Consider the following 11,842-nt stretch of genomic DNA (forward strand, 5'->3'; position numbering starts at 1 on the left):
CATCGCCTCAGATGTGCGGTACGGAGTCGGGAATCGAGTAGTACGTGGGATGCCGGTAGACCTTGTCCCCGCTGGGCGCGAAGAACGCCTCCTTCTCCTCCGGGCTGGACGAAGCCACGTCGTCGGAGCGCACCACCCAGATGCTGACGCCCTCGTTGCGCCGGGTGTAGAGGTCCCGGGCGTGGTGCAGCGCCATCTCGTGGTCGGCGGCCCGCAGGGAGCCGACGTGCACGTGGTTGAGGCCGCGCTTGGCCCGGACGAACACCTCGAACAACGGCCACTCGTGCTTGATCTCGTCGGTCATGCCCCTGCCTCCTGACGACGCCGGGCGTGCGCGGCGGCTGCCTCGCGGACCCAGGCGCCTTCCTCGTCGGCGCGCCGCCTGTTCTCGATCCGCAACGCGTTGCAGGGCCCGTCGCCGGAGATCACCCGCTTGAGCTCGGACCAGTCGATCGGCCCGAAGTCCCAGTGCCCGCGCTCGTCGTTCCAGCGCAGCTCCGGGTCGGGCAGGGTGACGCCGAGCGCCTCGGCCTGCGGCACGCTCATGTCGACGAAGCGCTGCCGCAGCTCGTCGTTGCTGTGCCGCTTGATCTTCCAGGCCATCGACTGGGCCGAGTTCGGCGACTGGTCGTCGGGCGGGCCGAACATCATCAGCGACGGCCACCACCAGCGGTTGACCGCGTCCTGCACCATCTCGCGCTGCGCCGGCGTGCCCCGCATCATCGTCATCAGCAGCTCGTAACCCTGCCGCTGGTGGAAGGACTCCTCCTTGCAGATGCGGATCATGGCACGCGCGTACGGGCCGTACGAGCTGCGGCACAGCGGCACCTGGTTGCAGATCGCCGCGCCGTCGACCAGCCAGCCGATGACGCCGACGTCGGCGAACGACAGCGTCGGATAGTTGAAGATCGACGAGTACTTCTGCCGGCCCTCGATGAGCCGCCGGGTCAGGTCGCCGCGGTCGGCGCCCAGGGTCTCCGCCGCCGAGTACAGGTAGAGCCCGTGACCGGCCTCGTCCTGCACCTTGGCCAGCAGGATCGCCTTGCGCCGCAGCGACGGCGCCCGGGTGATCCACTCCCCCTCCGGCTGCATGCCGATGATCTCGGAGTGGGCGTGCTGGGCGATCTGCCGGATCATCGTCCTGCGGTAGCCCTCCGGCATCCAGTCACGTGGCTCGACGCGCTGGTCCTTCGCGATGGTCTCGGTGAAGGCCTTCTCGTCGGTGTCCGTGATCGACGTGGCGGTCATCGGCTCTCCTCCCAGGTGTGGAAGCCCTGTCCGGTCTTGCGGCCCAGCTCGCCGCGGGCCACCTTGTCCCGCAGCAGCTGTGGTGGTGCGAACCGGTCGCCGAGCTCGCGGTGCAGGTGCTCGGCGATGGCGAGCCGGACGTCCAGGCCGACGAGGTCGGTCGAACGCAGCGGGCCCATCGGGTGGCGGTAACCGAGCTCCATGGCCCGGTCGATCGAGGCGGCGTCGGCGACGCCCTCCTCCAGCATGCGGATCGCCTCCAGCCCCAGCAGCACGCCGAGGCGGCTCGTGGCGAAGCCCGGCGAGTCGCGGACCACGATCGCGGTCTTGCCGAGGCCGGACGCCCACGACCACGCGGCGTCGCGAACGGCGTCGCCGGTGCCCGGGCCGACGACGATCTCCACGAGATCGCTGGCCGGCACCGGATTGAAGAAGTGCATGCCGACGAACCGCTCCGGGCTGCTCAGGCCCTCGGCCAGCCCGGCGATGGACAGCGAGCTGGTGTTGCTCGCCAGCACGGCGTGCGGCCCGACGACGCGCTCGGCGGCGGCGAGGACGCCGATCTTGAGCCCGGCGTCCTCCGGCACGGCCTCCACGACCAGCTCCACCTCGGCGGGCAGGGCGGCGAGGTCGCCGGTGAAGGTGATCCGCCCCAGGACGGCCGCGGGCTCCTCGGTGAGCTTGCCGCGGTCCGCGGCCCGGCGCAGCGCGGCGCCGAGCCGGTCGAGGGCAGCGGCACCGGCGGCGCGGTCCGCCTCCACCACGGTCACGGAGGCGCCGGCGCCGGCGAAGACCTGCGCGATGCCGGCGCCCATCCGCCCGCCACCGATCACCCCGACGCTCTTCGGGACGCTCGGGCCCGGCGGGGTGGTCGCGGTCATCGGCGTTCCCCGGCCAGGAAGGCATCCATCCGGGCGCGCTTGTCGGCCGACTCGAACAGGATCGCCTGGGCGAGGTCGTCGGTGACCGGGTGTCCGCCCGGCGCGTCCGTGACCAGCTTCGTCAGCCGCAGCGCGAGCGGGCCCGAGCGGGCCATCCGGTCGAGCAGCGCGTGGGCCCGCTCGATCAGGTGCTCGGCCGGCACGATCTCGGCGACCAGGCCCAGCCGGTGCGCGTCCTCGGCGTCGAGGCGCCGGCCGGCCAGCAGCACCTGCTTGGCCACCGAGGCGCCGAGCAGGTCGCGGAGGCGCCAGCAGGCCCCGGCCGCGGCCAGGATGCCCAGGCCGGGCTCGGGGTTGCCGAAGGTCGCGGTCGGCGAGGCCAGCCGGATGTCGCAGGCGTAGGCCAGCTCCGCCCCGCCACCGAGCGCCCAGCCGTCGACCGCGGCCACGGTCGGCATCGGCAGCCGGGCGATCCGGTCGAACAGGCGGCTGTTGATGCCCCGCAGGGCCTGCTCGCCGCCGCGCTCGCGCAGCTCGCCGATGTCGGCGCCGGCGGCGAACGTGCCGCCGTCGCCGGTGAGCAGCAGCAGCCTCGGGTGTTCCTCCAGGCCGGCGCAGACCTCGTGCAGCTCGCGGACCATGGCGGCGTTGATGGCGTTGCGGGCATGCGGCCGGCGCAGCGTCACGACGACACGGTCGCCGGCCTCCTCGACCTTGATGGTGGCCGGCGGCGGGGCCGCGGCGGTGGCTTCCGGCATCAGACGCGCTCCACCAGCATCGCCACGCCCTGGCCAACACCGACGCAGAGGGTGGCCAGGCCGCGCCGGGCGTCCTCACGCTCCATGCGGCCGAGCAGGGTGACGGTGAGCCGGGCGCCGGAGCAGCCCAGCGGGTGCCCCAGCGCGATGGCGCCGCCGTCGGCGTTGACCCGCTCCTCGTCCAGCTTGAGCCGGCGCAGCACCGCCAGCGACTGCACCGCGAACGCCTCGTTGAGCTCGACCGCGTCGACGTCGCCGACGCTCCAGCCGACCCGGGCCAGGGCCTTCTCGGTGGCGGGCACGGGACCGAGACCCATGATCTGCGGCGGCACCCCGGCGCTGGCGGAGGTGACGATGCGGGCGCGCGGGGTCAGGCCGTACCGGCGCACGGCCTCCGCGCTGGCCACCACGACGGCGGCCGCGCCGTCCGACAGCGGCGAGGACGATCCCGCGGTCACCACGCCGCCGGCGCGGAAGACGGGACGCAGCGCGCCGAGGCGTTCCAGGCTGCTGCCGCGGCGGGGGATCTCGTCGACGGTCATCTCGCCGTCCTTGAGCGGCACCGCGACGATCTCCGGCGCGAAGCGGCCGGCGTCGATCGCGGCGACGGCCCGCTCGTGGCTGCGCAGCGCGAAGGCGTCGCTGTCGGCGCGGGTGATGCCGTCGAGGGCCGCGACCTCCTCCGCCGTCTCCCCCATGGCCAGGGTGACCCGGCGGTCCTCCGGTCCGCTGCCGGCCTCCTTGTCGTGCGCGGTGAAGCGGGGGTTGGTGAACCGCCAGCCCAGGGAGGAGTCCACGACCTCGCCGGGGCGGGCCCACGGCGTGCCGGGCTTGGCCATGACCCAGGGCGCCCGGGTCATCGACTCGACCCCGCCGGCCACGATCAGGTCGGCCTCGCCGCTGCGGACGGCCTGCGCCGCGGAGATGATCGCGGTCAGGCCGCTGGCGCAGAGCCGGTTGACCGTGTAGCCGGGGACCGTGTCGGGCAGGCCCGCGAGCAGCACGGCCATCCGGGCGACGTTGCGGTTGTCCTCGCCGGCCTGGTTGGCCGCGCCGAGGATCACCTCGTCGATCGCGTCGGCGGGCACGCCACCGCGGCCGACCGCCTCCCGGACCACCAGGGCGGCGAGGTCGTCGGGACGCACCCCGGAGAGGCTGCCGCCGTACTTGCCCTGCGGGGTGCGGACGCCGCCGACCAGGAAGGCCTCAGGCATTGCTCTCCTCGGTGACGTGGTGGCGCGACTGCAGCGTGAAGTACCGGCCGGTGACGAACTGGGCGTCGCTGAGCGAGGCGGTCGCGGCCGGGTTGGCCGGCGTGCCGTGCAGGTCGCTGAAGGCGGCGGTCTGGTTGACGAAGACGCCGCCGGTGAGGTTCTCGGAGAGGTGCACGCCGGCGTCGAGGGCGGCCTCGCGGGCGGCCGCCAGGACCTCCGGCGAGGTGGAGTACACCGAGGCGGTGAGGGCGCCGTGGTGCCGCACGGTCTCGGTGAACAGCGCGAGGCTGTGCCGGGTCGACTCGGTGGTGATCACGAACGACACCGGCCCGAACCACTCGCGGGTGTACGACTTCTCGTCGGCGGCGTCGAGCCGCAGCACCACGGGGGTGCGGATGGTCGCGTCCGGATACTGCTCGTCCGACACGGCCGTGGACGGGTGGATGACGTGCGGGGCGTTGCCGGCCTCGGTGAGCCGGGCCAGCACGCCGTCGTTGACGATCGCGCCGAGGGTGCCCGCGGCCCGCTTGGGGTCGCCGAGCAGCTTGTCGAGCGCGGCGGACAGGTCGGCGCCGAACTCCTCCGCGCTGCGGTGACCGGCGTCGGTCTCGATGCCGGTCGAGGGCACCAGGAGGTTCTGCGGGGTGGTGCACATCTGGCCGCTGTAGAGCGACAGCGAGAACGCCAGGTTGCGCAGCAGGCCCTTGTAGTCGTCGGTCGAGTCGACGATGACCGTGTTGAGCCCGGCCTTCTCGGTGTAGACGACCGCCTGGCGGGCGTTCGCCTCCAGCCAGTTGCCGAACTCGCTGGATCCGGTGAAGTCGACGATCCGCACGTCGCGGTGGGTGGCCAGGGTGGCCGCGATGCCGTCGCCGGGCTCCTCAACCGCGAGCGTCACGACGTTCGGGTCCAGGCCGGCCTCGGCGAGCACCTCGCGGGCGACCTGCACGGTGATGGCGAGCGGCAGCACGGCGCCGGGGTGCGGCTTGACGATGACCGCGTTGCCGGTGACCAGGCTCGCGAACAGTCCGGGGTAGCCGTTCCAGGTGGGGAAGGTGTTGCACCCGATCAGCAGGGCGACGCCGCGGCCGACGACCGTGCTGGTCTTGGCCAGGCGCAGCGGGTCGCCGCCGCGCTGCGGCTTGCTCCAGGTCGTGGTGGCGGGGATCCGCGTCGACTCGGCGAGCGCGACGGCGACGGCCTCGAGGCCGCGATCCTGCGCGTGCGCCCCGCCGGCCTGGAACGCCATGACGAACGCCTGACCGGTGGTGTGCTGGACGGCGTGGGCGAGCTCGAAGATGCGGGCGTTGAGCCGCTGCAGGATCTCGGCGGCCACGCCGGCGCGGCCCTGGGGGCCGACGGCCCGCCAGCCGGGCAGGGCGGCGCGGGCCGCGGCGACCAGGTCGGCCGGGTCGGCTCGGGGATAGCTGACGTCCAGGGCGATCCCGTACGGCGAGCGCTCGGTGGTCACGGTGCCGGCCGCACCGGGCACCTCGATCGGGAACTGCTGGCCGAGCAGGGCCTGGAACGCCCGTTCACCGGCCGGCGCGGCGTCCTCGCCGTAGACCGACTTGCTGGGCGACTCGGGATACGCCGACCAGTAGTCGCGCGTCGAGGCCGCCTCGATCGCCTTGTCGAGCAGCTCGCGGTGCTTCTCGTAGAACCCGGCGGGGGTTGTCATCGGCGCTCCTGTGCGGTTGGCTGTGTCTCATATTTACCGTCCGTTCGGTCGGTAATCAAGACCGGGCGGGAAACGGAGGGAACATGGCACGGGACGACGGCCGGCCGGCGCACGAGATGTTCGATCGCGACCAGGCCTCCCGTACCCTCGGCATTGCGCTCGTCTCCGCGGGCGCCGGCGCCGCGGTCGCCCGCATGCGGGTCACGGCCGACATGGTCAACGGCCACGGCATGACCCACGGGGGTTACGTGTTCCTGCTGGCCGACACCGCGTTCGCGCTGGCCTGCAACGCGGCCGGGCCGGTCACCGTCGCGGCCGGCGCCGACATCACCTTCCTGCGGCCCAGCACGGAGGGCGACGAGCTGGTGGCCACCGCCGCCGAGCGCGCGTCCAGCGGCCGCAGCGGCGTCTACGACGTCACGGTGACCCGGGACGGCGACGTGATCGCCGAGTTCCGCGGCCGCAGCCGCGTCATCAGCCCGGGCCGGCCGGCATGACCGACGAGACCGATCCGGCCGCCCGCGCCGAACGCGTCGTCGACTACCTCGAGGAACGCAACCGGCCCAAGCGTGGACGGCCCGGGCACGACCTGGGCGCGGTGCTCGCGGCGGCGGTCCGGCTGTTCAACGAGCGCGGGTACGAGGCCACCAGCATGGACGACGTGGCCAAACGGCTCGGCATCACCAAGTCCAGCCTCTACCACCACGTCACCGGCAAGCAGGAGCTGCTCCGGATCGCCGTCGACCAGGCGCTGGACGGCCTGCACGACGCCATGGACGAGGTGGAGGCGCTGCAGGTGAGCGCCATCGAGCGGCTCGAGACGCTCATCCGGCGCAGCGTGCTCCTACTCGCGGAGCGGCTGGAGTACGTGACGCTGCTGCTACGCGTACGCGGGAACACGGCGGTGGAGCTGGAGGCCCTGCTGCGCCGCCGGATCTTCGACGCCAAGGTCACCGAGCTGGTCAAGCAGGCCCAGGCCGAGGGCGCCATCCGCCCGGACGTGGACGCGGCGACCGCCGCCCGGCTGCTGTTCGGCATGGTCAACTCGCTGATCGAGTGGTACAGCCCGCGGCGCGGCGGAGCGGCGGAGCTCGCCGACGCCGTCACCACCATCGCCTTCGACGGCCTGCGCACGAGGCAGTGAGGTTCGCAGAGGAGAGCGCATGCAGGACCGTACCCCCCGACCCGAGGACCTCGACCCGATCGAGCGGGCGTCCGTGGACGAGCTGCGCGCGCTGCAGCTGCGGCGCCTGCAGTGGTCGCTGCGCCACGCGTACGACCACGTGCCGCAGTACCGCACGATGTTCGACGAGGTCCAGGCGCACCCCGACGACCTGCGGGAGTTCGCCGATCTCGCCAGGTTCCCGTTCACCGACAAGGCGGTGCTGCGCGGCAACTACCCGTTCGGCATGTTCGCCGTGCCGCGCGAGCAGGTCGCCCGCCTGCACGCCTCGTCCGGCACGACCGGCCGTCCCACGGTGGTCGGCTACACGCGGCAGGACATCCGGACCTGGGCGGAGCTGATGGCGCGGTCGATCCGCGCGTCCGGCGGCCGCCGCGGCGACCGGGTCCACATCGCCTACGGGTACGGCCTGTTCACTGGCGGTCTCGGGGCGCACTACGGCGCGGAGGAGCTGGGCTGCACAGTGATCCCGATGTCCGGTGGCATGACCGAGCGCCAGGTGATGCTGATCAAGGACTTCGAGCCGGACGTCATCATGGTCACGCCCAGCTACATGCTGGCCATCGTGGACGAGATGCGCCGGCAGGGCCTGGACCCGCGCGGCACGTCCCTGGCCGTCGGGATCTTCGGCGCCGAGCCGTGGACCCGGGACCTGCGGGACGAGATCGAGCAGCAGCTGGACATCCACGCGCTGGACATCTACGGCCTGTCCGAGGTGATGGGGCCGGGGGTGGCGACCGAGTGCGTGGAGACCAAGGACGGTCTGCACGTCTGGGAGGACCACTTCTACCCCGAGATCATCGACCCGCTGACCGGCGAGGTGCTGCCGGACGGCGAGACCGGCGAGCTGGTGTTCACGTCGCTGAGCAAGCAGGCCATGCCGGTCGTGCGCTACCGCACGCGGGACCTCACCCGGCTGCTGCCGGGCACGGCCCGGCCGATGCGGCGCATCGAGAAGATCACCGGGCGTACGGACGACATGATCATCCTGCGCGGCGTGAACCTGTTCCCGACCCAGATCGAGGAGCTGATCCTGCGCACACCGCAGCTGGCGCCGCACTTCCAGTGCCTGCTGACCCGCGAAGGCCGCCTCGACGCGATGACGGTGAAGGTCGAACGCCGGCCCGGCGTCGAACCGGTCGCAGCCGAGCTGGCCGGCCGGGAGCTCGCCCGGCTGGTGAAGAACACGATCGGGGTCAGCGTGGCGGTGGACGTCATCGCGCCGGACGGGGTGGAGCGCTCGATGGGCAAGATGCGCCGGATCGTGGACCAGCGGCCGAAGGACTGATCGCCGGGCCGTCCGGGCGACGCCCGCCCCGCGACCGCCCCGCGACCGCGTCGCCCGGGCCGCCCGGGCGTCGCCCGGGCCGCGATCGCGTCCGAGCCGCCGGCGGATCGCGCCCCGGCTTCACGAAGCGTCGGCCGGCCCCTCTCCGCGCGGTGGTGGGCCCGTGGTGCCGCGGACCACGAGGCGGGGGTTCAGCACGACCTCCAGCCGCTGCTCCCGGCCCTCGTCGAGACGCTGGACCGCGGCGAGCACCGCGTGCCGGGCCTGGGCCGCCGCGTCCTGGTTGACCGTGGTGAGGTCGATGTGGGCCAGATGGGCGAGCGTGCTGTCGTCGTACCCCACGACCGAGATCTGCCCGGGGACCTCGATGCCGGCGCGGACGAACGCGTCCATGACCCCGACGGCGCAGCGGTCGTTGGAGGCCATCACGGCGGTCGGCCGGTCGGCGCCGGCGGCGATCAGCCGCCCGGCGCGGATGCCGCCCTCCTCGGTGTGGTCCCCCGCGATGATGCGGATCTCCTCGGCCAGCCCGGCCCGACGCATGCCATCGCGGTATCCGCGCCGGCGCGCGGCCGCGACGACCCCGCGGCCGCCGTCGACGAAGGCGATGTGCCGGTGACCGAGACCGGTCAGGTGCGCGAGGGCCTCGGCGACCCCGGCGTGGTCGGCCGGCCGGACCACGTCGACGTCGCCCGCCGCCACCCGGCGGCCGATCGCGACCACCGGGACCTGCGCGGCGAGCGCGGCGAGCCGCTGGTCCGGGGCGTCCGGGCCGAGCAGCAGCACGGCCTCGCAGCGGAAGTCGAGCAGGCTCTCGATCGCCCGATCCTCATCACGGTGCCGGGTGAGCGTGGACAGCACCACCTCGTAACCGATCCGGTCGGCCTCGGCCTGGATCTCCTCCACCAGCTCGGCGTGGAACGGGCTGCGGATGTCGAGCATCACGCCCAGCAGGTGCCGGCGCCGGCGGGCCAGCATGCTCGCCGTGCGGTCCGCCCGGTACCCCAGCTCGGCGGCCGCCTCCAGGACGCGACGCCGGGTCTCCGCGCTCGGCCCGGGCGCGCCGCGCAGCACCAGCGAGACCGACGCGGTGGAGACGCCGACCCGCGCGGCGACGTCGTCGAGCCGAGGTCGTTGATCCACTCCCGGAACCTCCGTCACGCCCTTGACACCTCACGAGATCAGCTTGGATAGTACTCGGAGTTAAAGCGCTTTAAAACCCCGGACCCGCACTCCGCTCCCCTCAGCCGGAGGTCCCCTCATGACCCGTCAGCCCCTCGGTGTCGCCGTCATCGGCGCGGGCATGGTCGGCCGCGCCCACGCGAACGCCTACCGCAACGCCGCCACCGTCTACGAGCTCGGCCTGCCGGCCCCTCGGCTGGTCGCCGTCGCCGACACGCACGAGCCGTTCGCCACCGACGTCGCCGCTCGCTACGGCTTCGAGCGCACGGAGGCCGACTGGCGCGCCGTGATCGACGCGCCCGACGTCGACGCGGTCACCGTCGCGGTCGCCAACAATCTGCACCGGGAGATCGTCGAGGCGGCGCTCGCCGCCGGCAAGCACGTGCTCTGCGAGAAGCCCCTCGCGCCCAGCCTCGCCGACGCCCAGGCCATGGTCGACGCGGCCGCGGCCACCGACCGGGTCGCGGCGGTCGGGTTCACGTTCCGCCGGTCCCCCGCGATCAACGCCATCCGCGAACAGATCCGCACCGGAGGTCTGGGCCGGGTCCGGCACATCGTCGCCAACTACTTCACCGACTACGGCGTCGACCCGCAACGGCCGATGAGCTGGCGGTACCGCGGCGGTCCGGGGTCCGGCGTGCTCGCCGACATCGGCAGCCACCTGGTCGATCTGGCCGAGTTCCTCTGCGGTCCGACCACCGGCGTGCAGGGCGCCTCGATGAGCACCCTGATCACCTCACGGCCGAAGCCGCTGGGAGTCGCCGTCGGGCACGCCGGCGGCGTCGAGCTCAGCGACGAGCACGCGCCGGTGGAGAACGAGGACATCTGCACTTTCACCACGACCTATGCCGGTGGCACGCTCGGCACCTTCTCGCTGTCCCGGGTGGCGTTCGGCCATGCCAACACGCTGCGGCTGGAGCTGTTCTGCGAGCACGGCACCGCGACGTTCGACCTCACCCGCCCGGGCGAGTTCGGCATCATCGACGGCACGCCCGGTCCGAGCGTGAACGGCGCCCGCCAGGTGCTCGTCGGGCCGTGGCACCCGTACGTGGCCCGCGGGCTGCCGATGGACTTCCCCACCGTGGGCCACGGCCAGAACGACTTTTTCGTGTTCCAGGCCCGCGCCTTCCTCGATCAGATCGCGGGAGCCGACCACCTGCCGCCGTGCCCCGACCTGGCCCACGGCCTGCACAACCTGCGCGTCCTCGACGCCGTGGTCTCGGCCACCGACAAACCCGTCCAGCTCTGAGCCCCCACAGCCCGGAAAGGTGAAGCCATGAAGCTCGGCGCCTACACCGCGTGCCTGCACGACCGGCCCCTCGACGAAACCCTCAAGATCCTCGGCGGGCTGGGCCTGACCAGCGCCGAGATCAACGCGGGTGGCTTCATCCCCGCCCCGCATCTGCCGATCGACGACATCCTGGCCGGCACCGGCGCCCGCGAGGAATACCTGGGCCGCTTCGCCCAGGCCGGCATCGAGCTGACCGGCCTCAACGTCAACGGCAACCCGCTCAACCCCGACCCGGCCGTGGGCCCGCGGCACGCGGCCGACCTGCACCGGGCGATAGAGGTGGCGGCCGTGCTCGGCGTCAAACGCGTCGTGACGATGTCCGGCCTGCCCGCCGGCGAGCCCGGCGGCAGGACGGCGAACTGGGTTGTGAACCCGTGGGACAGCCAGTTCCTCGACATCCTCGACCACCAGTGGCAGGTCGCGGTCCCGTTCTGGAAGGACGTCAACGCCCGCGCGGCCGCCGCCGACGTCAAGGTCTGCATCGAGATGCACCCGCAGAACCTCGTCTTCAACCCGCCCACCCTGCAACGCCTGGTGGAACAGACCCACGCCACCCACGTCGGCGCCGAGATGGACCCGAGCCACCTGTTCTGGCAGGGCATGGACCCGGTCGCCTGCGTCGAGCACCTGGGTGACCTGGTCTTCCACGCCGCCGCGAAGGACACCCGGATCAACCCGGCGAACGCCCGCCTGTACGGGGTCCTCGACGACCGCTTCACCCGCACCCCGGCGGACGCCAACCCGCTCGGCCTCGGGGGCAGGAACACGCTCAACCAGTGGCCGACGAACCCGGCCTGGGAATTCGTGGCGGTGGGCCGAGGGCACGGGGTGGACGACTTCTGGGTGCCGTTCCTGCGGGCGCTGCATGCCGTGGACCCCGACATCGCGGTCAACATCGAGCACGAGGACCAGGCCTACGACCAGGTGGAGGGGTTGCGGCTGGCAGCGGAGAACCTGCTCGCCGCGGCGGCCAAGGCCGGGGTCTGAGCGCTCGCCGCGACGGCGATAGCGGCGATCTGAGCGGCCGGGGCCGGCGATCGCCCCGGTGCGTGGGCCGGTCGCTGCCGCCGACAACGACGTCGGTGGCGGCGGCTCCCCGGGCCGCCGGCGGGCGGA

Annotated in this window: 12 protein-coding genes; 5 read left to right on the forward strand and 7 right to left on the reverse strand. The window is 73.0% G+C overall.

Going from position 1 to position 11,842, the window contains the following annotated elements; translation table 11 throughout:
• Positions 1–7: 7 nt before the first annotated feature.
• Genes paaB through paaN form a run of 6 tightly spaced genes read right to left on the reverse strand, consistent with a single transcriptional unit; the run spans position 8 to position 5,782 of the window.
• On the reverse strand, positions 8–304 hold the full coding sequence (paaB, locus tag Ani05nite_RS11690; protein WP_203767731.1) for a 1,2-phenylacetyl-CoA epoxidase subunit PaaB: 297 nt from the start codon (positions 302–304) through the stop codon (positions 8–10).
• Positions 301–1,248, reverse strand: a complete 948-nt coding sequence (gene paaA / locus Ani05nite_RS11695) for a 1,2-phenylacetyl-CoA epoxidase subunit PaaA (RefSeq protein ID WP_203767733.1) — start codon at positions 1,246–1,248, stop codon at positions 301–303. Before paaA ends, paaB begins: the two co-directional genes overlap by 4 nt.
• A complete protein-coding gene (locus tag Ani05nite_RS11700) occupies positions 1,245–2,129 on the reverse strand; it encodes a 3-hydroxyacyl-CoA dehydrogenase family protein (protein ID WP_203767735.1) in 885 nt (294 codons plus the stop codon). The genes paaA and Ani05nite_RS11700 overlap by 4 nt, the downstream gene beginning before the upstream one ends.
• Positions 2,126–2,887 (reverse strand): enoyl-CoA hydratase/isomerase family protein, encoded by a 762-nt coding sequence (locus Ani05nite_RS11705; RefSeq protein ID WP_203767737.1) that lies wholly within the window; start codon positions 2,885–2,887, stop codon positions 2,126–2,128. Before Ani05nite_RS11705 ends, Ani05nite_RS11700 begins: the two co-directional genes overlap by 4 nt.
• Positions 2,887–4,101, reverse strand: coding sequence for a thiolase family protein (locus Ani05nite_RS11710; protein WP_203767739.1), 1,215 nt, complete (start codon positions 4,099–4,101; stop codon positions 2,887–2,889). Before Ani05nite_RS11710 ends, Ani05nite_RS11705 begins: the two co-directional genes overlap by 1 nt.
• Entirely contained in the window at positions 4,094–5,782 is a 1,689-nt protein-coding gene (gene paaN, locus Ani05nite_RS11715; protein WP_203767741.1) for a phenylacetic acid degradation protein PaaN, read from the reverse strand. The genes Ani05nite_RS11710 and paaN overlap by 8 nt, the downstream gene beginning before the upstream one ends.
• 83 nt (positions 5,783–5,865) lie before the next feature.
• Here paaN and paaI point away from each other — a divergent pair, with 83 nt between their 5' ends.
• From paaI to paaK, 3 genes are read left to right on the forward strand one after another with little or no spacing between them, the layout of a single operon-like run.
• The gene (gene paaI / locus Ani05nite_RS11720; protein ID WP_203767743.1) at positions 5,866–6,279 is read left to right on the forward strand and encodes a hydroxyphenylacetyl-CoA thioesterase PaaI; all 414 of its coding nucleotides are present in this window, start codon (positions 5,866–5,868) and stop codon (positions 6,277–6,279) included.
• Positions 6,276–6,926, forward strand: coding sequence for a TetR/AcrR family transcriptional regulator (locus tag Ani05nite_RS11725; protein ID WP_203767746.1), 651 nt, complete (start codon positions 6,276–6,278; stop codon positions 6,924–6,926). The genes paaI and Ani05nite_RS11725 overlap by 4 nt, the downstream gene beginning before the upstream one ends.
• A 19-nt stretch (positions 6,927–6,945) precedes the next feature.
• Positions 6,946–8,253, forward strand: coding sequence for a phenylacetate--CoA ligase PaaK (gene paaK / locus Ani05nite_RS11730; RefSeq protein ID WP_203767749.1), 1,308 nt, complete (start codon positions 6,946–6,948; stop codon positions 8,251–8,253).
• A gap of 120 nt (positions 8,254–8,373) precedes the next feature.
• On the opposite strand, the gene Ani05nite_RS11735 is transcribed toward paaK, so the two are convergent.
• Positions 8,374–9,396, reverse strand: a complete 1,023-nt coding sequence (locus Ani05nite_RS11735) for a LacI family DNA-binding transcriptional regulator (RefSeq protein ID WP_203767752.1) — start codon at positions 9,394–9,396, stop codon at positions 8,374–8,376.
• Between the two features lie 118 nt (positions 9,397–9,514).
• Here Ani05nite_RS11735 and Ani05nite_RS11740 point away from each other — a divergent pair, with 118 nt between their 5' ends.
• Positions 9,515–10,684, forward strand: coding sequence for a Gfo/Idh/MocA family protein (locus Ani05nite_RS11740; RefSeq protein WP_203767754.1), 1,170 nt, complete (start codon positions 9,515–9,517; stop codon positions 10,682–10,684).
• Positions 10,685–10,711: 27 nt separating this feature from the next.
• On the forward strand, positions 10,712–11,713 hold the full coding sequence (locus Ani05nite_RS11745; RefSeq protein ID WP_203767757.1) for a sugar phosphate isomerase/epimerase family protein: 1,002 nt from the start codon (positions 10,712–10,714) through the stop codon (positions 11,711–11,713).
• Positions 11,714–11,842: the final 129 nt, after the last annotated feature.

Source organism: Actinoplanes nipponensis, from assembly GCF_016862275.1.
GTDB lineage: Bacteria > Actinomycetota > Actinomycetes > Mycobacteriales > Micromonosporaceae > Actinoplanes > Actinoplanes nipponensis.